Origin of the sequence: Pseudomonas sp. S10E 269 (genome assembly GCF_002798465.1) — a bacterium.
GTDB lineage: Bacteria > Pseudomonadota > Gammaproteobacteria > Pseudomonadales > Pseudomonadaceae > Aquipseudomonas > Aquipseudomonas pergaminensis.
This window is the reverse complement of the sequence record NZ_PHIJ01000001.1, coordinates 1-23,998: the sequence shown is the minus strand read 5'-3', so window position 1 is coordinate 23,998 and position 23,998 is coordinate 1. Positions and strand designations below refer to the sequence as shown.

General features: G+C 61.5%; 21 protein-coding genes and 3 pseudogenes. 15 read left to right on the top strand and 9 right to left on the bottom strand.

From position 1 onward, the window contains the following. Positions 1–4 precede the first annotated feature (4 nt). From CWC48_RS00125 to CWC48_RS00105, 5 genes are all read left to right on the top strand, one after another. On the top strand, positions 5–1,525 hold the full coding sequence (locus CWC48_RS00125; RefSeq protein WP_099494550.1) for an aldehyde dehydrogenase family protein: 1,521 nt from the start codon (positions 5–7) through the stop codon (positions 1,523–1,525). Positions 1,526–1,759: 234 nt separating this feature from the next. Then, positions 1,760–1,831 carry a pyrroloquinoline quinone precursor peptide PqqA gene (pqqA, locus tag CWC48_RS00120; RefSeq protein WP_010209364.1) on the top strand — a complete coding sequence of 24 codons (72 nt, stop codon included), beginning with the start codon at positions 1,760–1,762 and terminating at the stop codon, positions 1,829–1,831. A 104-nt stretch (positions 1,832–1,935) separates the two neighbouring features. Then, on the top strand, positions 1,936–3,099 hold the full coding sequence (gene ercA, locus CWC48_RS00115) for an alcohol dehydrogenase-like regulatory protein ErcA (RefSeq protein WP_078047802.1): 1,164 nt from the start codon (positions 1,936–1,938) through the stop codon (positions 3,097–3,099). Continuing rightward, positions 3,083–4,453 (top strand): hybrid sensor histidine kinase/response regulator, encoded by a 1,371-nt coding sequence (locus CWC48_RS00110; protein ID WP_100491094.1) that lies wholly within the window; start codon positions 3,083–3,085, stop codon positions 4,451–4,453. Before ercA ends, CWC48_RS00110 begins: the two co-directional genes overlap by 17 nt. 77 nt (positions 4,454–4,530) lie before the next feature. Next, positions 4,531–5,994: a DASS family sodium-coupled anion symporter gene (locus CWC48_RS00105; protein ID WP_100491093.1), complete on the top strand. Its 1,464-nt coding sequence runs from the start codon at positions 4,531–4,533 to the stop codon at positions 5,992–5,994. Between the two features lie 50 nt (positions 5,995–6,044). On the opposite strand, the gene CWC48_RS00100 is transcribed toward CWC48_RS00105, so the two are convergent. Further along, positions 6,045–6,692, bottom strand: coding sequence for a YceH family protein (locus CWC48_RS00100; protein WP_078047805.1), 648 nt, complete (start codon positions 6,690–6,692; stop codon positions 6,045–6,047). A gap of 115 nt (positions 6,693–6,807) precedes the next feature. Between CWC48_RS00100 and CWC48_RS00095 the strand changes: the two genes are divergently transcribed. Further along, the gene (locus tag CWC48_RS00095; RefSeq protein ID WP_078047806.1) at positions 6,808–7,317 is read left to right on the top strand and encodes a DUF1993 family protein; all 510 of its coding nucleotides are present in this window, start codon (positions 6,808–6,810) and stop codon (positions 7,315–7,317) included. Between the two features lie 68 nt (positions 7,318–7,385). On the opposite strand, the gene sstT is transcribed toward CWC48_RS00095, so the two are convergent. Next, positions 7,386–8,606 carry a serine/threonine transporter SstT gene (sstT, locus tag CWC48_RS00090; RefSeq protein WP_078047807.1) on the bottom strand — a complete coding sequence of 407 codons (1,221 nt, stop codon included), beginning with the start codon at positions 8,604–8,606 and terminating at the stop codon, positions 7,386–7,388. Positions 8,607–8,844: 238 nt separating this feature from the next. Here sstT and CWC48_RS00085 point away from each other — a divergent pair, with 238 nt between their 5' ends. Next, the gene (locus CWC48_RS00085) at positions 8,845–10,002 is read left to right on the top strand and encodes an MFS transporter (protein ID WP_078047808.1); all 1,158 of its coding nucleotides are present in this window, start codon (positions 8,845–8,847) and stop codon (positions 10,000–10,002) included. 4 nt (positions 10,003–10,006) lie between these two features. Here CWC48_RS00085 and nhaR read toward each other — a convergent pair whose 3' ends face one another. Then, complete coding sequence (gene nhaR / locus CWC48_RS00080; RefSeq protein WP_078047809.1) at positions 10,007–10,909, bottom strand: transcriptional activator NhaR; 903 nt, start codon at positions 10,907–10,909, stop codon at positions 10,007–10,009. Positions 10,910–11,043: 134 nt separating this feature from the next. Between nhaR and CWC48_RS00075 the strand changes: the two genes are divergently transcribed. Both CWC48_RS00075 and CWC48_RS00070 read left to right on the top strand, forming a co-directional pair. Next, positions 11,044–11,295, top strand: coding sequence for a hypothetical protein (locus CWC48_RS00075; RefSeq protein WP_078047811.1), 252 nt, complete (start codon positions 11,044–11,046; stop codon positions 11,293–11,295). 41 nt (positions 11,296–11,336) lie between these two features. Beyond that, positions 11,337–12,089: a TerC family protein gene (locus CWC48_RS00070; RefSeq protein WP_078047812.1), complete on the top strand. Its 753-nt coding sequence runs from the start codon at positions 11,337–11,339 to the stop codon at positions 12,087–12,089. A 695-nt stretch (positions 12,090–12,784) separates the two neighbouring features. Here CWC48_RS00070 and CWC48_RS00065 read toward each other — a convergent pair. Beyond that, a pseudogene (locus tag CWC48_RS00065) lies at positions 12,785–13,485 on the bottom strand (histidine phosphatase family protein). A gap of 251 nt (positions 13,486–13,736) precedes the next feature. Between CWC48_RS00065 and CWC48_RS00060 the strand changes: the two are divergent. The 4 genes from CWC48_RS00060 (at position 13,737) to CWC48_RS00040 (ending at position 17,754) form a co-directional block, all read left to right on the top strand. Next, positions 13,737–14,435 (top strand): glutathione S-transferase N-terminal domain-containing protein, encoded by a 699-nt coding sequence (locus tag CWC48_RS00060; RefSeq protein WP_078047814.1) that lies wholly within the window; start codon positions 13,737–13,739, stop codon positions 14,433–14,435. A 2-nt stretch (positions 14,436–14,437) separates the two neighbouring features. Beyond that, positions 14,438–15,280: a PhzF family phenazine biosynthesis protein gene (locus CWC48_RS00055; RefSeq protein ID WP_100491092.1), complete on the top strand. Its 843-nt coding sequence runs from the start codon at positions 14,438–14,440 to the stop codon at positions 15,278–15,280. Positions 15,281–15,404: 124 nt separating this feature from the next. After that, positions 15,405–16,379, top strand: a complete 975-nt coding sequence (hemB, locus tag CWC48_RS00050; RefSeq protein ID WP_016977356.1) for a porphobilinogen synthase — start codon at positions 15,405–15,407, stop codon at positions 16,377–16,379. A 289-nt stretch (positions 16,380–16,668) separates the two neighbouring features. Further along, entirely contained in the window at positions 16,669–17,754 is a 1,086-nt protein-coding gene (locus CWC48_RS00040; RefSeq protein ID WP_100491091.1) for a DUF1615 domain-containing protein, read from the top strand. 71 nt (positions 17,755–17,825) lie between these two features. Here CWC48_RS00040 and CWC48_RS00035 read toward each other — a convergent pair whose 3' ends face one another. Continuing rightward, positions 17,826–18,689: a DUF4349 domain-containing protein gene (locus CWC48_RS00035; protein WP_100491090.1), complete on the bottom strand. Its 864-nt coding sequence runs from the start codon at positions 18,687–18,689 to the stop codon at positions 17,826–17,828. Between the two features lie 149 nt (positions 18,690–18,838). Between CWC48_RS00035 and CWC48_RS00030 the strand changes: the two genes are divergently transcribed. Next, positions 18,839–19,261, top strand: coding sequence for a PaaI family thioesterase (locus tag CWC48_RS00030; RefSeq protein ID WP_100491089.1), 423 nt, complete (start codon positions 18,839–18,841; stop codon positions 19,259–19,261). A 181-nt stretch (positions 19,262–19,442) separates the two neighbouring features. Here the strand turns inward: CWC48_RS00030 and CWC48_RS00025 are convergent, their stop codons facing one another. The 3 genes and pseudogenes from CWC48_RS00025 to CWC48_RS00015 all read right to left on the bottom strand — a co-directional run bounded on the left by CWC48_RS00025 (position 19,443) and on the right by CWC48_RS00015 (position 22,027). Next, positions 19,443–20,624 carry an acetyl-CoA C-acetyltransferase gene (locus tag CWC48_RS00025; protein WP_100491088.1) on the bottom strand — a complete coding sequence of 394 codons (1,182 nt, stop codon included), beginning with the start codon at positions 20,622–20,624 and terminating at the stop codon, positions 19,443–19,445. Between the two features lie 11 nt (positions 20,625–20,635). Next, positions 20,636–21,295, bottom strand: coding sequence for a CoA transferase subunit B (locus tag CWC48_RS00020; RefSeq protein ID WP_078047819.1), 660 nt, complete (start codon positions 21,293–21,295; stop codon positions 20,636–20,638). Positions 21,296–21,329: 34 nt separating this feature from the next. After that, positions 21,330–22,027: pseudogene (locus CWC48_RS00015) on the bottom strand (CoA transferase subunit A). Between the two features lie 133 nt (positions 22,028–22,160). On the opposite strand from CWC48_RS00015, the pseudogene CWC48_RS00010 reads away from it, so the two are divergent. Then, a pseudogene (locus CWC48_RS00010) lies at positions 22,161–23,056 on the top strand (LysR family transcriptional regulator). 58 nt (positions 23,057–23,114) lie between these two features. On the opposite strand, the gene CWC48_RS00005 reads toward CWC48_RS00010, so the two are convergent. Continuing rightward, complete coding sequence (locus CWC48_RS00005) at positions 23,115–23,444, bottom strand: hypothetical protein (RefSeq protein ID WP_016977362.1); 330 nt, start codon at positions 23,442–23,444, stop codon at positions 23,115–23,117. Positions 23,445–23,998 lie beyond the last annotated feature (554 nt).

The following is a 23,998-nucleotide window of genomic DNA, read 5'->3' as shown; positions in this document are numbered from 1 at the left end:
CACCATGATCTATGCACAACCTGGCACCCCTGGCGCCGTCGTCAGCTTCAAGCCGCGCTACGGCAATTACATCGGCGGCGAGTTCGTCGCGCCGGTCAATGGCGAATACTTCACCAACACCTCGCCGGTGACCGGCGAAGTGATTGCCGAATTCCCGCGCTCCAGCGCCGCCGATATCGACAAGGCCCTCGACGCCGCGCACGCGGCTGCCGATGCCTGGGGCAAGACCTCGGCCCAGGACCGTTCCCTGGTGCTGCTGAAAATCGCCGACCGCATCGAACAGCACCTCGAAGCACTGGCCGTGGCCGAGACCTGGGACAACGGTAAGGCCGTGCGCGAAACCCTCAACGCCGACGTGCCCCTGGCCGCTGACCATTTCCGTTACTTCGCTGGCTGCATCCGCGCCCAGGAAGGCGGCGCCGCCGAGATCAACGAGCTGACCGCCGCCTACCACTTCCACGAGCCCTTGGGCGTGGTTGGGCAAATCATCCCGTGGAACTTCCCGCTGCTGATGGCCGCGTGGAAACTCGCACCGGCCTTGGCCGCCGGTAACTGCATCGTGCTCAAGCCAGCCGAGCAGACGCCGCTGTCGATCATGGTGTTTGCCGAGCTGATCGGCGACCTGCTGCCGCCTGGCGTGCTGAACATCGTGCACGGCTTTGGTCGCGAAGCGGGGGAGGCGCTGGCCACCAGCAAGCGCATCGCCAAAATCGCCTTTACCGGCTCCACCCCGGTGGGCGCGCACATCATGCATGCGGCCGCCGAGAACATCATTCCGTCCACCGTGGAGCTGGGCGGCAAGTCGCCGAATATCTTCTTTGAAGACATCATGCAGGCCGAGCCGCAATTCATCGAGAAAGCCGCCGAAGGCTTGGTCCTGGCGTTCTTCAACCAGGGCGAAGTGTGCACCTGCCCGTCGCGGGCGCTGGTGCAGGAGTCGATCTATGAGCCGTTCATGGCTGAGGTGATGAAGAAGATCGTCAAGATCAAGCGCGGCAACCCGCTGGACACCGAGACCATGGTGGGCGCCCAGGCGTCCGAGCAGCAATACGACAAGATCCTCTCCTACCTGAAGATCGCCCAGGAGGAGGGCGCGGTGCTGCTCACCGGTGGCGCGGCCGAGCGTTTGGAAGGAGACCTCTCCAGCGGCTATTACATCCAGCCGACCCTGCTCAAGGGGCACAACAAGATGCGCGTGTTCCAGGAAGAAATCTTCGGGCCGGTGGTGGGCGTGACCACCTTCAAGGACGAAGCCGAAGCCCTGGCGATTGCCAACGACAGCGAGTTCGGCCTGGGTGCCGGCCTGTGGACCCGCGACATCAACCGCGCCTACCGCATGGGCCGGGCGATCAAGGCCGGACGGGTGTGGACCAATTGCTATCACCTGTACCCCGCGCATGCAGCCTTTGGCGGTTACAAGAAGTCGGGCGTCGGGCGTGAGAACCACAAGATGATGCTCGACCATTATCAGCAGACCAAAAACCTGCTGGTGAGCTACGACATCAACCCGCTGGGCTTCTTCTGATTCAACGCGGTCAAAACTGTGGGACCGGGCTTGCTCGCGAAAGCGGTGGATCAGTCAACCTATATGTGGCTGACACACCCTATTCGCGAGCAAGCCCGCTCCCACATTTTGACTTCTGTACATTCGCGACTAATGCAGTGTCTTCGCTACTTCGAAAGTAGTATTCGCCCTCTCAACCTCACATGCATTAATGCCTATACCGGAACCCTCCGGCCCAACAAGAGGACTGCCCCCATGTGGACCAAACCTGCGTTTACCGACCTGCGTATCGGCTTCGAAGTCACGATGTACTTCGCTAGCCGCTGACTGCGGGTGCTGTCGGAAGGATGCCTCTTTGGTCTGATTGCATTCGCAGCCGGATGGGTTAGTGTGGAGCGCATTCTTCCAAAATAATAAAAACAGGCTTTCCAATGAGCCCTAATCTGAGCCTTCTGCGTAAATTCGTCTCGCCTGAAATCATCTTTGGTGCCGGTTGCCGGCACAACGTTGGCAACTACGCCAAGACCTTCGGCGCGCGCAAGGTGCTGGTGGTCAGCGACCCCGGTGTGATCGCCGCCGGTTGGGTCGCCGATGTGGAAGCCAGCCTGCAAGCCATCGGCATCGACTACTGCCTGTACACCGCCGTGTCCCCCAACCCGCGTGTCGAAGAAGTGATGCTCGGTGCCGAGGTGTACCGCGAAAACCACTGCGACGTGATCGTCGCCATCGGCGGCGGTAGCCCCATGGATTGCGGCAAGGCCATCGGCATTGTGGTGGCCCACGGGCGCAGCATCCTCGAATTCGAAGGTGTCGACACCCTTCGCGTGCCCAGCCCGCCATTGATCCTGATTCCGACCACCGCCGGCACCTCGGCGGATGTCTCGCAGTTCGTGATCATCTCCAATCAGCAGGAGCGCATGAAGTTCTCCATCGTCAGCAAGGCGGTGGTCCCGGATGTGTCGCTGATCGACCCGGAAACCACCGCCAGCATGGACCCGTTCCTGTCCGCCTGCACCGGCATCGACGCGTTGGTGCATGCCATCGAAGCGTTCGTTTCCACCGGTCATGGCCCGCTGACGGACCCCCATGCGCTGGAGGCGATGCGGTTGATCAACGGCAACCTGGTGCAGATGATCGCCAACCCCAGCGACATCGCCCTGCGTGAGAAAATCATGCTGGGCAGCATGCAGGCCGGGCTGGCGTTTTCCAATGCGATCCTGGGCGCGGTGCACGCCATGTCCCACAGCCTGGGGGGCTTCCTCGACTTGCCCCACGGGCTGTGCAACGCGGTGCTGGTCGAGCATGTGGTGGCGTTCAACTACAGCTCGGCGCCGGAGCGTTTCAAGGTGATTGCCGAGACGTTCGGCATCGACTGCCGGGGCCTCAACCATCGACAAATCTGCGCGCGGCTGGTGGACCATCTGATCGCGCTCAAGCACGCGATCGGCTTCAACGAAACCCTCGGCCTGCACGGCGTGCGCGTGGCGGATATTCCGTTCCTGTCCCAGCATGCGATGCACGACCCGTGCATCCTCACCAACCCGCGTGAGTCCAGCCAGCGTGACGTCGAGGTCGTCTATGGCGAAGCTCTCTGACGACCAGCAACGTGCCCTTGCCGGGCTATTGGGGCTGGGCAACCATTCGGCACGCAAGAGCCACTACCCGGAACTCACCGCCCGGCTGGATGAGCTGGAGTCCGAGCGCAAGCGTTATATCCGCCTCAACGACGAGCTGGAACAACGCGTTGCCGCGCGCACCGACGAGTTGCTGGAAGCCAACCACAACCTGCAACAGCAGATTGCCCAGCGCGAGCAGATCGAACAGGACCTGCGCGACGCCCGCGACGCCGCCCAGGCGGCCAACCGCAGCAAAGACAAATACCTGGCCGCCGCCAGCCATGACCTGTTGCAGCCGCTCAACGCCGCACGGCTGTTGATCGCCACCCTGCGTGAGCGCCAGTTGCCCAGCGTCGAGCAGGTGCTGGTGGAACGCACGCACCAGGCGCTGGAAGGCGCCGAGGATTTGCTCACCGACTTGCTGGACATCTCACGACTCGACCAGGCCGCAGTCAAGCCGGATGTGGCGCTGTATCGCCTCGACGAGCTGTTCGCACCGCTGGTCTCGGAATTTCAATCGGTGGCCCAGGCGGCGGGGTTGAACCTGCGGGTGCACACCGGGCCTTATGCGATCAGCACCGACTTGCGGCTGCTGACGCGGATCCTGCGTAATTTCCTCAGCAATGCCTGCCGCTATACCGACGAAGGTTGCATCCTGCTGGGCGCGCGCAAGCGGGGCGATTGCCTGCGCCTGGAAGTGTGGGACACCGGGCGCGGGATTGCGGCGGACCGGCTGCAGGCGATTTTCCTCGAGTTCAACCAGCTCGACGTCGGCCGCGCGGCGGACCGCAAGGGCGTAGGGTTGGGCTTGGCGATTGTGGAGCGTATCGCCGAGATTTTGCGGTACCCGATCGCCGTGCGCTCCTGGCCGGGGCGCGGTTCAATGTTCAGTATCGAGGTGCCGTTGAGTGCCGACATGCCCCTGCCGATCAGCCAGTTGCCGGTGCAGCCGACCACCGGCAACCCCCTGCCGGGCCGGCGTTTGCTGGTGATCGATAATGAGGTGAGCATCCTCGAAAGCATGCGCGCGCTGCTCGGGCAGTGGGGGTGTGAAGTGGTCACCGCCACTGACCAGGCGGGTGCGTTGCTGGCGCTGCAGGGCCGGGCGCCGGAGCTGATCCTGGCGGACTATCACCTGGACCACGGGGTGGTGGGCTGCGCGGTGGTCAAGCACCTGCGCGAGCATTTCGAGCAGAAAATCCCGGCCGTGATCATCACGGCAGACCGTACCGACCAATGCCGACGCGCCCTTCGCCGGCTGGAAGCGCCCTTGTTGAACAAGCCGGTCAAGCCCGGCAAGTTACGCGCGGTGCTCAGCCAGTTATTGGCCTAGGGCGTTGACACCAGTCAACACGCCGCGCGGCGCTTTGCCTCATGCTCAAGGCCTGATCTAGAGCCTTGGAGCACCCCATGAGCGCGGCATCTTTCAAACTCCCCCTGGGCCTGCTGATCGCCGTGCTGGTGATGGCCGGGGTGTTGTTGTTGCCGCTGCCCGCCGACTTGCCGGTGGCCGGGCACCGCATGCTGGCGATCCTCGCCTTTGCCGTGGTGGTGTGGATCACCGAGGCGGTGTCCTATGAGGCCAGCGCGATCATGATCACTTCGCTGATGGCCTTTCTGCTTGGCACCGCGCCGTCGCTGCAAGACCCCACGCATGTGATCGGCACCAGCCCGGCAATCAGCATGGCGCTCACCGGGTTCTCCAACCCGGCGCTGGCGTTGGTGGCGGGGGCACTGTTTATCGCGGCGGCCATGACCCACACCGGCCTGGACCGGCGCATCGCCCTGGTCACCCTGAGCCGTGTCGGCACCAGCACCCGGCGCATCCTGCTGGGGGCGATTGCGGTGACGATCCTGCTCAGCCTGGTGGTGCCCAGCGCCACCGCGCGCAGTGCCTGTGTGGTGCCGATCATGATGGGGGTGATTGCTGCATTCGGCGTGGACAAGCGCTCGAACATCGCCGCCGGCATCATGATCGTCGTGGCCCAGGGCACCAGCATCTGGAACGTCGGGATCCAGACCGCCGCCGCGCAGAACCTGCTGACGGTCGGCTTCATGGACAAGATGCTCGGCCAGCGTGTGTCGTGGATCGACTGGCTGATCGCGGGCGCGCCGTGGGCGTTGATCATGTCGGCGGTGCTGCTGTTTCTGGTCCTCAAGTTGCTGCCGCCAGAGACCGACAGCATTCCCGGTGGCAAGGAAGCGGTGGCGCAGTCGCTGGTGGAAATCGGCCCGATGACCGGGCCACAGAAACGCTTGCTGAGCGTTTCCGTGTTGTTGCTGCTGGCCTGGGCTACGGAAGGGCGCTTGCACAGTTTCGACACCACCTCGACCACTTACGCCGGCTTGGTGTTTTTGTTGTTGCCGGGGATCGGCGTGATGACCTGGAAGGATGTGCAGTCGCGTATTCCGTGGGGCACGGTGATTGTGTTCGGAGTGGGCATCAGCCTGGGTACGGCGCTGCTGACCACCCAGGCCGGGCAATGGCTGGGGGCTACCGTGGTGGCGCACACGGGGTTGGATCAGGTCGGGCCGTTGGGTGTGTTTGCGATTCTTGGTGCGTTCTTGATCCTGATCCACCTGGGTTTTGCCAGCGCCACCGCACTGACCTCGGCGTTGCTGCCGATCCTGATTGCGGTGTTGCAGACCTTGCCGGGTGAATTCAGCCGCCTGGGCATGACCATGCTCTTGGGGTTTGTGATGAGCTACGGGTTTATCCTGCCGATCAATGCGCCACAGAACATGGTGTGCCTGGGAACGGGCACGTTCACGGCGCGGCAGTTTGCCAAGGTGGGGATTCTGGTGACGCTGGTGGGGTATGCCTTGATGCTGGTGTTCGCGGCGACCTATTGGAGCTGGCTCGGTTGGGTGTGACCCCGCCAGGCGCACCCGGGCACGCGCAGGTGCCCGGGTGCGCACATGCGTCAGGCCTGTTCCAACCGAGCCAGGCGCTCCTCCAGCGCTGCGATCCGCGCTTCCAGTTCTTCCAGCCGGTCGACGGACACCGCCGCCCCGCGCTCTACCGGACTGCCGCGCGCGGCCAGAATCGCCTCGATGTCCGCCGGATCACCCAAGGCATGGGTATAACGGTCTTCCCGCTGGCCCGCCTGGCGCGGCACCAGTAACGCCAGCCCCCGCGCAATCAGGCGCTCGAGCTGGTGCACGACCTGCTCGGCGTCTTCGAAGTCGTGCATACGCCCGCTGCGGGTCAGCAGTTCATTGACGGTCTGCGGCCCCCGCAAGAACAGCAGCCCGGTCAGGATCACCTGGGCCGGCACCAATTCCAGTGCCTTGTCCACGCGATGCTCCCAGCGGTCGGCACGGCTGCCCATCACCAGGCGGGTAAAGCCTTGGCCTTCAAGCACGCGCAGGCTCTGACCGACTTGGCCCTGGCTGAGGTTCATCACTGGCTCGCGGCTGGTCTTCTGATTGCAGGCCAGCACCAGGGCGTTGAGGGTCAGGGGGTAGGTTTCCGGGTTGGTCGCCTGTTTTTCGATCAGGCAACCCAGGATGCGGATTTCCGTGCTGTTCAGGCGCGGCTCAGGGGTGTCGGTGTCGTGCTCGGCGGTCATCGCGCTTTCCCTATGCAGTGAAGTGCCTAGCGTAAGCCGGAAAAAATAAAAGACAAGCTGCGGGCATGTCTATAATCGCCGCTGGTTCAAACCGTGCCATAACCATGAGACTGCCATGACTATTTCCCTGTACGCCGCTTCCATCCCGGTCTTCAAGCAAATGCTCACCGCCCTGAGCGGCGTGTTGACCAAGGCCGAAGCCCACGCTACCGCCAAGAACATCGAGCCGAACGCCTTGCTGCAGGCCCGCCTGTTCCCGGACATGTTCCAACTGGTGCGCCAGGTGCAGATCGCCGTCGATTTCGCCAAGGGTGTTTCCGCACGCCTGGCCGAGATCGAAGTACCGAAATATGAAGACACCGAAGTTACCTTCGCCGACCTGCAGGCGCTGATCGCCAAGGTCCTGGCCTTTATCGACACCGTTACGCCTGCGCAGATCGACGGCAAGGAAGGCATCGAGATCATCACCCGTCCTGGCACGCCGAAAGAAAAGCGCTTCAGCGGCCAGTCCTACCTGCTGACCTACGGCCTGCCGCAGTTCTTCTTCCACGTCACCACGGCTTACGCCTTGCTGCGCCATAACGGTGTGGAAGTGGGCAAGCGCGACTACATGGGCGCTTTCTAAGCACCCAGCCACAAAAAAGCCCGGGGCGTTCTTCAGTGAACGACCCCGGGCTTTTTTTCGCCTGGCGGTTAAGCCGGCTGTTCTTCCTTGCCCAGGCAAGCGGCGGCGGTGAACAGCACATCGGTGGATGAATTCAACGCGGTTTCCGCCGAATCCTGCAGCACGCCAATGATGAAACCGACCGCCACCACCTGCATGGCAATCTCGCTGGGAATGCCAAACAGGCTGCACGCCAGCGGAATCAACAGCAACGAACCGCCCGCCACGCCAGAAGCACCGCAGGCGCAGATGGCCGCGACCACGCTGAGCAGCACCGCCGTGGGCAGGTCGACGGCGATGCCCACAGTGTGCACGGCGGCCAGGGTCAGCACGGTGATGGTGATCGCCGCGCCGGCCATATTGATGGTGGCACCGAGCGGGATCGACACCGAGTAGGTGTCTTCGTGCAGGCCCAGGCGTTTGCTCAGTGCCAGGTTGACCGGAATGTTCGCCGCCGAACTGCGGGTGAAGAACGCGGTGATCCCGCTTTCGCGCAGGCACATCAGCACCAGTGGGTACGGGTTGCGGCGCAGTTTCCAGAACACGATGGCCGGGTTGATCACCAGCGCTACGAACAGCATGCAGCCGATCAGCACCAGCAGCAGGTGAGCGTAGCCGAGCAGGGCGCCGAAACCGGAGGTGGCCAGGGTGGAGGCCACCAGGCCGAAAATGCCCAGCGGCGCAAAGCGGATTACCACGCGCACGATCAGCGTGACGCCGTTGGACAGGTCGTCGATCACGGTGCGGGTGGTTTCGCCGGCATGCCGGATGGCAACCCCCATGCCGATGGCCCAGGCCAGGATGCCAATGAAGTTGGCATTCATCAGTGCGCTGACCGGGTTGTCCACCACGCTCAGCAGCAGGCTTTGCAGCACTTCACCAATGCCGCCCGGGGCGCTCACTGTCGCATCGTGGGTCGCCAGCACCAGCGAAGAGGGAAACCACATGCTCGCAATTACCGCGACCACGGCAGCGGCAAAGGTGCCCAGCAAGTACAGGAACAGGATCGGTTTGATATGGGTTTCCTGGCCGTGCTTGTGGTTGGCGATCGACGCCATCACCAGCACAAACACCAGGATCGGCGCCACGGCCTTGAGCGCAGCGACGAATACCTTGCCGATAAACCCGGTGGCCCTGGCCGCCTCGGGCAACAGCATGGCCAGTAGAATGCCAGCCGTCAGGCCGATAATGATTTGCGTGACCAGGCTGACACGCGCCAGTCGTTGCAGGAGGGAAGGGGCAGCAGTCATAAACATTGTCTCTAGTTTTTTGAAGGCACAGCAGCGCACGCAGAAACGGCTGTAGGACGCGGATCGCGAAGTCTAGCATGCTGTATGAACATATCCTGACGGTGCGGCATTGCGTCATCCCGGCCCGCTGGCCTTGGCCAAATCCAGACATACTCTGTTAAGATTCCTTTCTCTCATCTTTCCTCTCTGTCAGCGGGCCCTTCGGGCTGTCGTTGATGTCGTCGTTTCTGGAGTTTTCATGTTGTTTCCCATCCTGCTGCTGTCGGCCGCCGGCTTTACCGTGCTGACCACAGAATTCGTGATTGTCGGCCTGCTGCCGTCCATTGCCCGCGACTTGAACGTGAGCGTGTCCCAGGCCGGGCTGCTGGTGACCTTGTTCGCATTTACCGTGGCGGCCTTTGGTCCGTTTCTCACGGCGTACTGCGCGCGTTTCCCACGCAAGCGGCTATTTATCAGCATCCTGATCATGTTTGGCGTGGCCAATACAGTGGCGGCGCTGGCACCGAATATCTGGGTGATGGCGCTGGCGCGGTTGATCCCGGCCCTGGGCTTGCCAGTGTTCTGGGCCTTGGCCAGTGAGACCGCGGTGGACATCGTCGGCCCCGAATACGCCGGGCGCGCCATCGAAAAGATCGGCTTCGGGATCGTCTGCGCCACGGTGTTCGGCATTCCGGTGGGCACGCTGATTTCCGATATGTTCGGCTGGCGTACCGCATTTGCGATCCTCGCGGTCGTGGCGGTGGCCAAGGCCTTGCTGCTGTTTATCTACCTGCCGGTGACAAAGCCGAAGAACGATGAGGTGACGTTGCGCTCGCAGTTCAAGATCCTGCGCAACCCGCTGATGCAGGGCCATATCCTGCTGTCGATCCTGGTGTTCAGCGGCATGTTCACGGCCTACACCTACCTGGCGGACATCCTTGAGCGCCTGGCCGGTTTCGACGGTACGTTGGTGGGCTGGTGCCTGATGGGCTTTGGTGCGGTCGGGCTCATCGGCAACTCGCTGGGCGGGCGTGCGGTGGATCGCCACCCGTTGATCGCGTCCATGGTGTTCTGCGGCTTCATGATCGCCGGCATGGTTGCGCTGGTACCGGCGATTCACTCCACCGTCGGCCTGGCGGCGGCGATGGCCGTGTGGGGCGTGACCCAGGCGGCCATGTTCCTGGTCAGCCATGTGCGCCTGATGAAGGCCGCGCCCCATGCGCCGGCATTTGCCGCGTCGCTGAATATTGCCGGCGCCAACCTGGGGATTGGCCTGGGGGCGATGGTCGGCGGCCATGTGATCGACACCCTCGGCCTGGGCAGCCTGGGCTTTGCGGCATCCGGGTTTATCCTGGTGTCGATCTTGCTGGCGTTGTGGCTGATGACTGCCAAGCAACCGGTTGCCTCCCAGGCTTGAACCGTCAGGGCAGGGTGGTAAACAATTCGCGTCGCGCGCCTTCGGTAATCGCCACGATACCGGGGTGCTTGACCTTGCGCTCCACCGAGATCGCGTAGAACGACTCGGTCACGGCCACGGTCTGGCCAATCAGCGCCACGCCGTACTGGCGCACCACCTCATCGGCAATCACGCTGGGGGCGATGAAGATCCCGCTGCCGGATTGACCGAAAGCCTGCATCAAGGCGCTGTCATCGAACTCGCCGATAATCTTCGGTTGGATCTGCTGCTCGGCAAACCAGCGCTGCAACCGGCTGCGCACCACGGTTTCCGCGCCGGGAATCAACAACGGTGCGCCGTGCAGGCACTGTGGGAAGTCCCCCCCGTAGGCGTCAGCCAACGCCTGGGTGGCGAAAAAACTGATGCCACATTCCCCCAGTTTCTGGCTGTAGCCCTTGATGTCCAGGTGTGTGGGCATGGGGCTGTCGGAAATCACCAGGTCCAGGCGCTGGATCGCCAGGTCGGCCAGCAGGCGTTCGAGTTTGTCTTCGCGGCAGGTGATGCGGATCGGCTCGCTCAACTCCATGGTCGGCGCGATCAGCCGGTAGACGATGGACTTGGGCACCACATCCGCCACGCCGACGCGGAACAGGATCTGCTGTTCGTCGGGTTGCGCGCGCAGCATCGCCTCCAATTCATTACCCGTCTGGAACATCTGTTCGGCGTAGGGCAGGGCCTGGCGACCGGCTTCGGTCAGTTCCAACTGGCGGCCGACGCGCTGGAATAGCGCCACGCCGTAGGTCTCTTCCAGCAGGCTGATCTGCCCACTGATGGTCTGGGGCGTGAGGTTGAGTTGCTCACAGGCGCGCACGATGCTGCCGGTCTTGGCCACCACCCAGAAGTAGTGCAGTTGTCGGTAATTGAGCATAGCGGCCATCACTTCGTGAAAACCGAAGTATATGCGAGAAAAATACGAATTTTCCTGAACTGTCCGCCTGCATAGAATGCCTCGCTATCGCGGGGCCACTATTTGGACCCAATGGTTCTAACGAGGAAGACATCATGAAACTCAATTCCCTGGGCGCGGCAGCGTTGCTTGCGCTTTCATTGGTAGTGATCGGCGGTTGCGATCAGGTCGAGAAAAGCGCGCAGCAGGTGCTGGGCAAGGCCACCGAGTCGGCCAAGCAAGCGATCGATGACACCCACAAAGCCGCCGAACAGGCATTGAGTGAAGCGACAAACGGCCTGATCACCCCGCAGAAGAAGGATGACCAGGAAGAGAAAGAAGCCGAATCGAACCGCAACGAAGCTTAATGACCCGCCCCTCATTTCCCGTACAACGTCAGGACTGACCTATGGACTACCTTTTACAACTGGCCGCCAGCCCCACCGCCTGGGTTGCCCTGGCAACCTTGATCGTCATGGAGATCGTGCTGGGCATCGATAACCTGATCTTCATCTCGATCCTCACCAACAAATTGCCGGAGAAGCATCGGGCCAAGGCACGACGCATCGGTATCAGCATGGCGTTGGTATTGCGCCTGGGCCTGTTGAGCACCATCGCATTTATCGTACAACTGACGACGCCGGTGTTCGAAGTGTTCGGCCAGGGCTTCTCGTGGAAGGACATGATCCTCATCGCCGGTGGCCTGTTCCTGGTGTGGAAGGCGACTACCGAGATCCACCACAGCATGGACCCGGAGCCGGAAGAGAAGGAAACCAGCACCAGCAACGTCGTGGCGATCGGTTTTGCCGCGGCCATCGGCCAGATCCTGTTGCTCGACCTGGTGTTCTCCATCGACAGCATCATCACCGCCGTGGGCATGACCGAGCACTTGCCGATCATGATCATTGCCGTAGTGACCTCGGTCATCGTGATGCTGGTGGCAGCCGAGCCGTTGGCCAAGTTCATCAATGACAACCCGACCGTAGTCATGCTGGCCCTGGGCTTCCTGATCATGATCGGTATGACATTGATCGCCGAAGGCTTCGGCGCCCACGTGCCTAAAGGCTACGTATACGCAGCCATGGCATTCTCGGCGGCCATCGAATGCTTGAACATCGCCCGCCGCAACCGCCACAAGCGCTTGCTGGCTGCCCGACAATAACAGCAGAAACACAGGCTCGCTCCGCTCCCACCGCCAACCACGATGCGAAGCGAGCCGCTCTTGATCCTGCTCTTGATCCTGCTCTTGATTCGCTTTTGATCTAAGGCGCCCCGTCAAACACGCTGGCCGGAATTCGACAGGGATTTGGGGGGTAAACCGGCAGGGATGCCGGTTTAGCCGCCCCGCGCCATGGATGGCGCGTGGCGGCGGCCCCCCAAATACCTGTCGGATTACGGGCACACCGAGCCTAGGCGAGGTGCCGAGTGTTGGGGCAAGAGCCCTTTGGTTACTTTGGGGCTTTTCCAAAGTGACCCGCCGTAAGGGCGGAACCATTAGCAGCCGTAACCTAAATAACGGATATGTACCTGGTCTGATCCAACATCCAGGTCGGCTGTCAGGCCGCCTTCGCAGGCAAGCCAGCTCCCACATTTGGATCGTGGGGTGGCAGTTAGAGAGCGGTCGGCTGTTAGGCCGCCTTCGCAGGCAAGCCAGCTCCCACATTTGGAGCGTGGGGTGGCAGTTAGAGCGTGGTCGGCTGTCAGGCCGTCTTCGCAGGCAAGCCAGCTCCCACATTTTTGGATCGCAGGGTTACAGTCAGATAGCTGTAGTCCCCAGCGGGAGCAAGCTCCCTCACCACAGCTCCAGCACCGTACCCAACTACCTAAACTCCCAGAAACCCAACCGGCCTTGCGCCGTCAGGAATCTGCGCTCACCTGTGTAGGATCCGGGCAGCTCTCATCGCCATTGTTCAAGCCTTGCTTGTAATTGCGGCTCAGCAGCGAAGCCTTGCCGTTATGCCAGGTCAGCGTCAACACGTACAGCGTGTCGTAGTCGCTACCGGACCAATCTTCGGTAATCGTGTGCTTTTCCCCCGAAGCTTCACTCGCCACCTTGTTGATCAGTTCAGGCAGGTAACCGTGTGACCAGGCGGTATAGATCGTGGCGTTATGGTACTTGTCTTCCACCAACTCGTCGGCGAGGTCACTCGTGTCGTTGGCCGAAAACTTGATGTTCACCGGCAGGCCCAACTTAATGGCGCTGGGGCTGATGGTCATCAAGGGCGGATGTAGCTGTAGGAATTGTCCAACTCGCCTTCTTCCACATTGCGGGTCGGGTTGGCGGCGAAGACGAAATCGGCCTTGCCGAATTTTTCCGGCAGCACCGTGGCCAGGTTCATTGCGCGGTTGAGGCCCTGGCAATTGAGTTGGCCCAGGCCGCCAGCGGGTTTTTCCGCGTGGCGCAGGAACACCAGGGTTTGCACGCCGTCCACCTGTTCGGCACGGCTGATGCGCGACTCCAGGGTGAGGCCGATGGCGCCGCCGACCAGCAGCAGCGGCAACATGATGTATGAATATCGTTTCAGGCGCAGCGCAAGGCACAGAGGCTTGATTGTCATAAGTGTCGAGTCTTCAGTGCATCGGGTGAGGGCGGACAAGCCCGGCCCCAGTGACGCTAAAAGCGTCCTGCGGTGTTCCCTGTCGATATGGCGAGGTGCCTCCGTTCACCGATTGAGCGCACTTAAGAGTGCGCAAGGGCTTATTGGTTCGCCCACGCGGGAGAATAGACAGCGCTTGTTGCGTATTGATGACCCATGCAGGACATCGCCGGGATGACTATCATGGGGCCTTTCTGCACAGGGATTTCCCGATGAACCCACTCGCTGCATTCCCGATCAACAGCAAATGGCCCGCCCAGCACCCTGAGCGCCTGCAACTGTACTCGCTGCCTACCCCCAACGGGGTAAAAGTGTCGATCATGCTTGAAGAACTGGGCCTGCCCTATGAAGCGCACAAGGTCAGCTTCGAGACCCAGGACCAGCTATCGCCCGAGTTCCTGTCCCTGAACCCGAACAACAAGATTCCCGCGATCATTGACCCCAATGGCCCCAGCGGCCAGCCGCTGGCGTTGTTCGAGTCTGGCGCGATCCTGATCTATCTGGCGGAGAAAACCAGCCAGTTGCTCTCCGAAGACCCGGCCACGCGCTATGAAACGATCCAGTGGCTGATGTTCCAGATGGGCGGTATCGGCCCGATGTTTGGCCAACTGGGGTTCTTCAACAAATTCGCCGGCAAGGCCTACGAAGACAAGCGCCCCCGCGACCGCTACGCCGCCGAATCCCGCCGCCTACTGGACGTGCTGGAAAAACGCCTGCTGGGCCGTACCTGGATCATGGGCGATGAGTACAGCATCGCCGACATCGCGACATTCCCGTGGATCCGCAACCTGATCGGCTTCTACGAATCCGGTGACCTCGTGGGTATCGCTGATTTCCCCAATGTACTGCGCGCGCTGGACGGTTTCGTCGCACGGCCGGCGGTGATCCGTGGCCTGAATATTCCGGGTTGAACATGCCGACTTTCGATTTCAAGCAGCTCGACGTATTCAGCTGCGTGCCGCTCAAGGGCAACCCGCTGGCAGTGGTGTTCGGTGCCGACAGCCTGAGCGACCGGCAGATGGCGGATTTTGCCAACTGGACCAACCTCAGCGAAACCACGTTCTTGCTCACACCCCGCGATCCCAGGGCTGACTACCGGGTGCGCATTTTCACCACCTTGAAGGAATTGCCGTTCGCCGGGCACCCTACGCTGGGCAGTTGCCACGCGTGGCTGCAGGCAGGCGGTATCCCGAAAGGCGAGGAGATCATCCAGGAGTGCGAAATCGGCCTGGTGCGTATCCGCCGTCAAGGTGAGGAGCTGGCGTTTATCGCGCCACCGTTGATGCGCTCCGGCCCGGTGGAAGCCGCTGTGATAGAGCGCGTGCGCTTGGCGCTGGGGTTGGCGCCCGACGCGATTGTGCGCAGCCAGTGGGTGGATAACGGCGCGGGCTGGCTGGCAGTGATGCTGGCCGAGCGCAACCAAGTGCTGGACCTGCAGCCGGACTACGCGCAACTGCTCGGCCTGGCCGTGGGCGTGATCGCCCCTTGCGACCCCACTCGCGACGAGGTGGACACGCAATTTGAGGTGCGCGCCTTTATTGCAGGCGACGGCGCCCAGGAAGACCCGGCCACCGGCAGCTTGAACGCCGGGCTTGCGCAATGGTTGCTCGGCGAGGGCCTGGCGCCCGAGCGCTACGTGGTCAGCCAAGGCACGGCCATTGGGCGTGCGGGGCGGATTCACGTTGAGCGCCAGGGCGATGAAATCTGGGTCGGTGGTGCCGTGGCGGTGTGCATCGACGGGCGTGTACAGCTCTAGATCAATAAATTGTTACGGCCTGCGCAATACACTGTTGGCCCCTCGGCGTTTGTGCTGCGAGGGCCTGGGGGCATAAGCTTTCGCCCCACTATTTTCGTTTTCTGCCATTTTTTTCAGGATTGCCATGACCAGTCAGTTCCCCCAAGCCCGCCCACGCCGCCTGCGCCGCTCCCCGGAGCTACGGGGCTTGTTCCAGGAAAGCGAATTCACCCTCAACGACTTGGTGTTGCCGATCTTCGTCGAAGAAGAAATCGACGACTTCGTGCCGATCACCAGCATGCCGGGCGTGTTGCGCATCCCTGAGAAGAAACTGGCCGGCGAGATCGAGCGCTACGCCCGTGCCGGTATCAAGTCGGTGATGACCTTTGGCGTGTCCCACCACCTGGACGCCAGCGGCAGCGACACCTGGAAAGAACGCGGCCTGGTCTCGCGCATGTCCTCGATCATCAAGGACGCCGTGCCTGAGATGATCGTGATGTCCGACACCTGCTTCTGCGAATACACCGACCACGGCCACTGCGGCGTAATGCACGGTGCCCATGTCGACAACGACGCGACCCTGGTCAACCTCGGCAAGCAGGCCGTGGCGGCGGCCCGTGCCGGTGCCGACGTCATCGCCCCGTCGGCGGCGATGGACGGCCAGGTCCAGGCGATTCGCCGTGCCCTGGACGATGCCGGTTTCACCCATATCCCGATCATGGCGTATTCCACCAAGTTCGCCTCGGCTCTCTACGGCCCGTTCCGCGAAGCCGGCGGCAGCGCACTCAAGGGCGACCGCAAAAGCTATCAGATGAACCCGATGAACCGCCGCGAAGCCGTGCGTGAGTCGCTGCTGGACGAGCAGGAGGGCGCGGATGCACTGATGGTCAAGCCCGCCGGCGCCTACCTCGACATCATCCGCGACATCCGCGAAGCCTCGCGCCTGCCGGTGGCGGCGTATCAGGTGAGCGGCGAGTACGCGATGATCAAATTCGGCGCCCAGGCCGGCGCGATTGATGAAGACCGCGTGGTACGTGAGACCTTGGGCTCGATCAAGCGCGCGGGTGCGGATTTGATCTTCACCTACTTCGCGATGGATTTGGCATTGGCCGGCATCTAAACGTACCTCCACTGTAGGAGCTGGCTTGCCGGCGATAGCATCACCTCGGTGTTACTAAACACCGAGGTGCCTGTATCGCCGGCAAGCCAGCTCCTACGGTTTTGTGGGGTGTCAGCGCTGTGTGAACGTCAGGTTCAATTCCAACCCCGCAAAGGTTGTCGCAAAGCTGCGGCGCAACCAATTCTGCGTTTTGCGGGTTACTGGCGAGCACGCAAGGTGGGCGAACCCTGGTTAGACTTACCGGTCGATATCTGCAATGCCCCGGCCCGTCGCCACCCAAGGAAGCTCCATGTACCCAAGCCGACTGATCCTGTGCCTTGCCACTTTACTGGTACTGGCCGGTTGCTCTACCACACGCAACCCGCAACAGCCGGAGCGCAGCGAGGCCGAGGTGAAGGCGCAGATTGTGCGGCTGCTGCCGGCCAAGGTGCCGGACCGCAATGGCTGGGCCCAGGACATCTACACCGCCTTCGACACCCAGAAAATCTACCCCAGCACGGAAAATATCTGTGCCGTGCTGGCGGTCACCGAGCAGGAGTCCACCTACCAGGTCGATCCGCCTGTGCCGAACATGGGCAAGATCGCCCAGGACGAGATCCTTCGGCGCGCCGGGAAAATCCACGTACCGGCCTTTGTCGTGCGCAGCGCGCTGCAACTGCGCTCGCCCACCGGCAAGACCTACGCCGACCGCCTGAGCGCGGCGCGCACGGAGAAGGACCTGAGCGGCATCTTCGACGACTTCATCAGCATGGTGCCCCTGGGCAACACGCTGTTTGGCGGGTTCAACCCGGTGCACACCGCAGGCCCGATGCAGGTGAGTATCGACTTTGCGCAGAAACAGGCACTGGGTTATCCCTATACGGTGGACGGCAGTATTCGCCGCGAGGTTTTCACCCGGCGTGGCGGCATGTACTTCGGCATTGCGCATTTGCTCGGTTACCCGGTGAACTATGACCAGCCGCTGTACCGCTTTGCCGACTTCAATGCCGGTTGGTACGCCAGCCGCAATGCCGCGTTCCAGGCGGCTGTCAGCCGCGCCTCGGGCACCGAGTTGGCGCTGGATGGGGATTTGATTCGCTACGGTTCATTGCTCCCCGGCACCACCGAATTGGCAGTGCGTTCATTGGGCGCGAAGCTGGATATGCGCAACCCCAGCATCCGCAGTCAACTGGAGCAGGGCGAGCAACTGGATTTCGAGGACACCACCCTCTACAAGCGCGTGTTTGCCCTGGCCGACAAGGCCGCGGGCAAACCGATGCCACGGGCGATCCTGCCGGGCATCGTGCTCAAGAGCCCCAAGATCACTCGCAACCTCACCACGGCGTGGTTCGCCAAGCGGGTGGATGAGCGTTATCAGCGGTGCATGAAGCGCTGATCAGCTTTGTGGTGAGCGGGCTTGTCCCGCGCTGGGTGCGTAGCAGCCCCAATCAAAGACACTGAGGACTTTCAGGTGTCACTCTGCGGCTCATTCTGGGGGGACTTCGCACCCCAGCGCGGGGCAAGCCCGCTCACCACAGGGCGGCTCTTCACAACAAAGCGGCGCCACAGCCACACCCACAACCACACCACCGGAAACGCCAGAATCACGAACGGCAGTACATAGGCCGACCGCTCCAGGGCGTCGGCAGTGCCGTCCACCAGGTTGTCGCCCAAGCTGCTGAACATGCGGCTGAACCTCGACTGCTGGTTTGCACCATCGGAGGAGCGGAAGTTCAGGGTCACACGATTGGTATCGAGGCGGCGTTGCTGGCCGGCGGCAACCTGTGCCAGTTCCTGCAGCTCGTTTTCAATGCCCGCCTGTTCCTTGCTTAAGGCAATCAGGTCACTGACGGTGATGTCCTTGCGTTTGGCCAGTTCGTCGAGGCGTTGCTGCTGGGCTTGCAGACGGTCCTGGCGACGGCGCACATCGGCAACGGCATCGGCCAGGTCTTCGGCGGTGGTGATGCGCTGGCCGAGTTTGCCACCTTCAGCGGCCATCGTGACCATCGGCTCCACGCCGGTCGGCGCGATGCGCAGGATGATCTGGCCGCCGCTGTCGTTTTCGGTGATGCCGAGGATATTGCAGGCGCCAAAACGCGCGGTTTCGCAGGCTTCGCGAGTGGCCTGCATGCGCGGTGAAAGCAAGGCGCCGGGAAGGGCCAGGCTCAGTTCGTGTTCGTAGGCCAATTGCGCGCCGGCACGGCTTTGTTCGCCGTTGATCACCCGTGCGCGCGAGTGGTCACTGGGCGAGCAGCCAACCAGGGCCAAGCCGGCCAGCAGTGTCAAAAGAGGGGCACGAAGTGCGAGGGATTTGCCGTCCGGGTGGCGCATTGCAGTTCCTTGAGGGAGTTGATGCGGCGATTAAAGCGGGTCTGGTGGATTAACGCAAAGCATCGCGGGGGATTTGCGCGGTAGATGGTAATGGCTGCTGCTTGCGGCCAGGCGTACATCTCAACCTTCACTCCAGGGAAGAATCCGCCATGATCACTCACGCCGTACCTGAAGGTTTTGTTTCATTGCCCCGCAGCAGTCCATTGCTGGATCTGCTCGGCCCAGCCTATTGCCGAGGGGAGGGCCTGCAACTGAAGATCGGCCTGCGTGCCGACAATCGCCACGCCAATGGACGCGGCACCGTGCATGGGGGCGTGTTGGCGACCCTGGCGGACATCGGCATGGGTTACGCGATGGCCTTTTCCAGCGAGCCGCCACTGCCGTTGATTACTGCGAGCATGACCTTGGATTACCTGGGGGCGGTGCAGGTCGGGGAGTGGATTGTGGTGCGGTTGGAGCATCACAAGCGGGGGCGGCAGATGGCGTTTGCCACGGTGAGCTTGCAGGTGGGGGAGAAGGTGGTGGCGCGGGCGAATGCGGTGTTTGCGGTGCCCCAATCCGACAGGCAATAACGATCAAATGTGGGAGCGGGCTTGCTCGCGAAAGCGGTGAGTCAACCATGAATCTGGTGACTGACACACTGCGTTCGCGAGCAAGCCCGCTCCCACATTTGAACTGCGTTTTGCAGATAGAACGCATTAAGAAAAGGCCTGGTTTTCGTGGAACCAGGCCTTTTCCGTGTTGCTCTTTGAATCAGTTGCGTTCGAGGGCGAGGGCTACACCCTGGCCGCCACCGATGCACAGGGTCGCCAGGCCTTTCTTGGCATCGCGTTTGATCATTTCATGCAGCAGCGTCACCAGCACGCGGCAGCCTGAGGCACCAATCGGGTGGCCAATGGCGATGGCGCCGCCGTTGACGTTGACCTTATCGGCGTCCCATTCCAGCTCTTTGCCCACTGCCAGGGATTGCGCGGCGAAGGCTTCGTTGGCTTCGATCAGGTCCAGGTCGCCCAGGCTCCAACCGGCTTTGTCCAGGCACCGGCGGGTGGCCGAGACCGGGCCAATGCCCATGATGGCGGGGTCAACGCCGGCGTTGGCATAGCTGGCGATACGTGCCAGCACTGGCAAACCGAGGGTCTTGGCCTTGTCGGCACTCATCAGCAGCACCGCAGCGGCGCCGTCGTTGAGGCTGGAAGCGTTGCCGGCGGTGACGCTGCCGTCTTTCTTGAACGCCGGTTTGAGCTTGGCCAGGGACTCGGCAGTGGTGCCGGCGCGAGGCTGTTCATCCACAGCGAAGGCCACAGGATCGCCTTTACGCTGGGGAATCAGGATCGGGGTGATCTCATCGACAAAGCGGCCTGCTTCAATAGCAGCAGCGGCTTTTTGCTGAGACGCCGCAGCGAACGCGTCCTGGGCTTCACGGCTGATGCCGTACTTGTCCACCAGGTTCTCGGCGGTGATGCCCATGTGGTAATCGTTGAACGCATCCCACAGACCGTCGGTGATCATGCTGTCGACCATTTTGGCGTGGCCCATGCGCAAACCGGTGCGCGCGGCGGGCAGCACATACGGAGCCAGGCTCATGTTCTCCATGCCGCCGGCGATGATCACCTCGGCGTCACCGCAACGGATGGCCTGGGCGCCCAGGTGCAGGGCCTTGAGGCCCGAGCCGCAGACTTTGTTCAAGGTCAGGCTCGGCACAGCATGAGGCAGGCCGGCAAGGATCGAAGCCTGGCGTGCCGGGTTCTGGCCGCTGCCTGCGGTGAGCACTTGGCCGAGGATCACTTCATCCACTTCGGCGGGGTCCAGGCCGGTCTGTTCCAACAGGCGACGGATCACGGCGGCGCCCAGTTCCGGTGCCGGAATGTTCGCCAGCGAACCCTGGAAGCTGCCCACGGCGGTGCGGGTGGCAGCAACAATCACGACGTCTTGCATGGAATCTGTCCTCACTGGAAGTGCATTTCTGGAACGTGGTCCGGGACGATCAGTTTACCGGCGGTCTTGCTCACAATCTCTTCAACGCTGACGCCAGGTGCGCGTTCCTTGAGGACAAAAGCGCCATTTTCGATTTCCAGGTACGCCAGGTCCGTCAGCACGCGCTTGATGCAGTTGGCGCCGGTCAGCGGCAGGCTGCACTGGCTGAGCAGTTTGGACTCACCGTCCTTGGAGGCGTGGGTCATGATCACGATGATGTTTTCTGCACCGGCCACCAGGTCCATGGCGCCGCCCATGCCTTTGACCAGCTTGCCGGGGATCATCCAAGAGGCAATGTTGCCTTGCACGTCGACTTCGAATGCGCCGAGTACGGTGAGGTCGACGTGGCCACCACGGATCATCGCGAAGGACTCGGCGGAAGAGAAGATCGACGCACCGATACGTGCGGTCACGGTCTGCTTGCCGGCGTTGATCATGTCGGCATCAATTGTCTCTTCGGTCGGGAATGGTCCCATGCCAAGCAGGCCGTTTTCCGATTGCAGCATCACTTCCATGCCTTCGGGGATGTAGTTGGCCACCAGGGTCGGAATGCCGATGCCCAGGTTGACGTAGTAACCGTCCTGCATTTCGCGGGCGACGCGTTGAGCCATTTGTTCGCGGGTAAGAGCCATTTTATGAGTCCTTATTGTTCGGGCTGGGGGCGGATTATTTGCGCACGGTGCGCTGTTCGATGCGCTTCTCGAACGTGCCGCAGATGATCCGGTCGACGTAGATGCCTGGGGTGTGGATCTGCGCCGGGTCCAGCTCGCCCGGTTCGACGATTTCCTCGACTTCGACCACGGTGATCTTGCCGGCGGTGGCGGCCAGCGGGTTGAAGTTCTGGGCGGTGTGGCGGTAGATGACGTTGCCGAAGTGGTCGGCTTTCCAGCCTTTGACAATGGCGAAGTCGCCGGTAATGGATTCTTCCATCAGGTACGGGCGACCGTTGAATTCGCGGGTCTCCTTGCCTTCGGCGACTGGGGTGCCGACGCCGGTGGCGGTAAAGAAAGCCGGGATGCCGGCGCCGCCTGCGCGCATTTTTTCGGCCAGGGTGCCTTGGGGGTCAGCACCACTTCGATTTCGCCGCTGAGCAACTGCTTCTCGAACAGCGCGTTTTCGCCGACGTAGGACGCGATCACCTTGCTGATCTGCTTCTCTTCGAGCAGCACGCCCAGGCCAAAGCCGTCGACGCCGCAGTTGTTGGACACCACGGTCAGGTCGCGGGTGCCTTTGCGCTTGATCTCGGCGATGAGGTTTTCCGGAATACCGCACAGGCCAAAGCCACCGGAAAGCACGGTCATGCCATCTTCCAGGCCTGCCAGCGCTTCTTCATAGGACGCCACGCGTTTATCGAAACCTGCCATATGCACCTCTTTTATTGTTTGTGGGCCAGCCAATGAACCGAGTGTTGCTCCGACGGATTGATTTGTTAAGTTCTTTTTTAAGGTTGATTGATTTAAAAAACAGCATAGTTGCCCAGCCGTTTGGAGACGCGCCATGACAGTTAAACAGATGCGGGCGTTTCTCGCCGTGGCCCAAAGCCTGAGTTTTGCCGCCGCCTGTGAGCGCCTGCACCTTTCCCAGTCGGCGCTGAGCCTGACCATCAAGGGCCTGGAAGAAGGCCTGGGCGGGCGCCTGTTCAGCCGCAATACGCGCAATGTCGCGCTGACCCCTGAAGGTGAATCCCTGCTGCCCCTGGCGCGCCGGTTGATTGCCGATTGGACAACGCCGAGACGAACTGCGCCAGCGCTTCACCCTGCAGCGTGGGCGGGTCACGGTGGCGGCGATGCCCTCGTTTGCGGGCAACCTGTTGCCACCGATCCTGAAGATATTCCGCGCCCGGTACCCGCAGGTGAATGTCACGGTGCATGACTTGATCAACGAGCAAGTGCTGGAGATGGTGCGCGACCGGCAGGTGAACTGGGCGTAAGCGTTTGAGCCTGCTGAAGGTTCATCACTGGCGTTTACGCCGTGTACCTCGATCGCTTCATCGCCGTGGTGCCGGGTGATTCGCCCTTGGCTGCCTGCGCCGAAATCGATGGATAACTTGCTGGAGCAGCCATTTATCACGTTGCAACGACCGTCGACAGTACGGGTGATGCTGGAAGAACATTGGGCGCTTTACAGATAAGTTACCGGTCGCCCTGGAAAGCCATCAGCTGGCGACAGTGGGCAAGATGTCGCGAGTGGTTTGGGCGTCAGCGCGGTGCCGGCGTTGTGCGCACGCCAAATGGAGGAGGCGGGCGCCCATTGCATTACCTTGAGCGATCCGGTGATCGAACGGCCGATGGTGTGCTGACCAAGCCAGGCATGAACTCTCGGCAGCGGCGCAAGTATTGTTTGATATTTTCCGGGATGAAGCGGCAAAAGGGCGGTTTCCGGCATTGTTATAATCAGGCATTAAAAAGCCCGCTTGAATGAACAAGCGGGCTTAAATATTTATGCTGTGTATCAGCAGTATCTATCAATCACCTTAACGTGCGATTGGCCCTTGAGGTTCTGCCATTCGGTATTAAGTGTGTGGAAGACTTGCTCGATAAAGTTGCGATCGGCCGCCGCTTTCTTGCCGACATAACCCTGGCCGCGGCGGTACATCTTCAGGCGCGCCGCCAGTTCGCGGTTATTGCGGTCGAACTCGGCTTCTTCGGTGTGGGGCGCCAGGCAGTCAATTTGGACTTCGCCCGATTTGCCAATCCACAGGATATGGTCGTCGAGTGTGTCTTTCTGCGCTGCGAACATCTCAGCCAATTCATCGATAGTTGGTTGGTTGTTCAGATTCATGTGTAAGCCCCTTGACCAGTTGGCGATCTATCAGTTGGTTCGTTAAAACATCTTTAGTTGTCTCCGGTTGCGAAAACCGGGCGTCAGCGACTGTCTGCCGAGTACGGGCAGGGTCTTGAACCTGATGCATGTAGTCTTGCTGATGAACTGCTACGCAATGCTTTCATAACGAAGACAAGCCGCATTTGAGCGCCTTGTACCGAGCCCTTCGGGCCGGTCAGCTTCATCAATCCGCCTTGTGGGCAGTGCACATCCGGAAAAAACAGCTCGGCGGTCAGACGAGCTTGTTCAAAACACGTGTTGCCAACGCTCCCGATCCGGGAGACGTCTCGATAATGCAAGGACAAAAACGTTACGTCAACGGTTATGTAGTGATTATTTTTGCTCACTACATAAATTGCCGTGGGGACGGGAGAATGCGGGAAAACGTGACTTGGGCGTCATTTTCTGGAGGGGTGAGTCGTAGAACCGAGAGGATGAATTCAACACAAAACACTGTAGGAGTAGGCTTGCCGGCGATAACGGTTTTTGATCCGTGGTGAATGGGTTATTGC

Excerpts from the sequence above, each read along its gene's own strand:
- CWC48_RS00005 (WP_016977362.1), bottom strand. The coding sequence starts at position 23,444 with ATGAATCTGAACAACCAACCAACTATCGATGAATTGGCTGAGATGTTC.
- CWC48_RS00025 (WP_100491088.1), bottom strand. The coding sequence starts at position 20,624 with ATGCAAGACGTCGTGATTGTTGCTGCCACCCGCACCGCCGTGGGCAGC.
- CWC48_RS00085 (WP_078047808.1), top strand. The coding sequence starts at position 8,845 with ATGTTGTTTCCCATCCTGCTGCTGTCGGCCGCCGGCTTTACCGTGCTG.
- CWC48_RS00110 (WP_100491094.1), top strand. The coding sequence starts at position 3,083 with ATGGCGAAGCTCTCTGACGACCAGCAACGTGCCCTTGCCGGGCTATTG.
- CWC48_RS00055 (WP_100491092.1), top strand. The coding sequence starts at position 14,438 with ATGCCGACTTTCGATTTCAAGCAGCTCGACGTATTCAGCTGCGTGCCG.
- CWC48_RS00075 (WP_078047811.1), top strand. The coding sequence starts at position 11,044 with ATGAAACTCAATTCCCTGGGCGCGGCAGCGTTGCTTGCGCTTTCATTG.
- ercA (WP_078047802.1), top strand. The coding sequence starts at position 1,936 with ATGAGCCCTAATCTGAGCCTTCTGCGTAAATTCGTCTCGCCTGAAATC.
- sstT (WP_078047807.1), bottom strand. The coding sequence starts at position 8,606 with ATGACTGCTGCCCCTTCCCTCCTGCAACGACTGGCGCGTGTCAGCCTG.
- CWC48_RS00060 (WP_078047814.1), top strand. The coding sequence starts at position 13,737 with ATGAACCCACTCGCTGCATTCCCGATCAACAGCAAATGGCCCGCCCAG.
- CWC48_RS00035 (WP_100491090.1), bottom strand. The coding sequence starts at position 18,689 with ATGCGCCACCCGGACGGCAAATCCCTCGCACTTCGTGCCCCTCTTTTG.
- CWC48_RS00095 (WP_078047806.1), top strand. The coding sequence starts at position 6,808 with ATGACTATTTCCCTGTACGCCGCTTCCATCCCGGTCTTCAAGCAAATG.
- CWC48_RS00020 (WP_078047819.1), bottom strand. The coding sequence starts at position 21,295 with ATGGCTCTTACCCGCGAACAAATGGCTCAACGCGTCGCCCGCGAAATG.
- CWC48_RS00100 (WP_078047805.1), bottom strand. The coding sequence starts at position 6,692 with ATGACCGCCGAGCACGACACCGACACCCCTGAGCCGCGCCTGAACAGC.
- CWC48_RS00125 (WP_099494550.1), top strand. The coding sequence starts at position 5 with ATGATCTATGCACAACCTGGCACCCCTGGCGCCGTCGTCAGCTTCAAG.
- CWC48_RS00070 (WP_078047812.1), top strand. The coding sequence starts at position 11,337 with ATGGACTACCTTTTACAACTGGCCGCCAGCCCCACCGCCTGGGTTGCC.
- hemB (WP_016977356.1), top strand. The coding sequence starts at position 15,405 with ATGACCAGTCAGTTCCCCCAAGCCCGCCCACGCCGCCTGCGCCGCTCC.
- CWC48_RS00105 (WP_100491093.1), top strand. The coding sequence starts at position 4,531 with ATGAGCGCGGCATCTTTCAAACTCCCCCTGGGCCTGCTGATCGCCGTG.
- CWC48_RS00040 (WP_100491091.1), top strand. The coding sequence starts at position 16,669 with ATGTACCCAAGCCGACTGATCCTGTGCCTTGCCACTTTACTGGTACTG.
- CWC48_RS00030 (WP_100491089.1), top strand. The coding sequence starts at position 18,839 with ATGATCACTCACGCCGTACCTGAAGGTTTTGTTTCATTGCCCCGCAGC.
- nhaR (WP_078047809.1), bottom strand. The coding sequence starts at position 10,909 with ATGCTCAATTACCGACAACTGCACTACTTCTGGGTGGTGGCCAAGACC.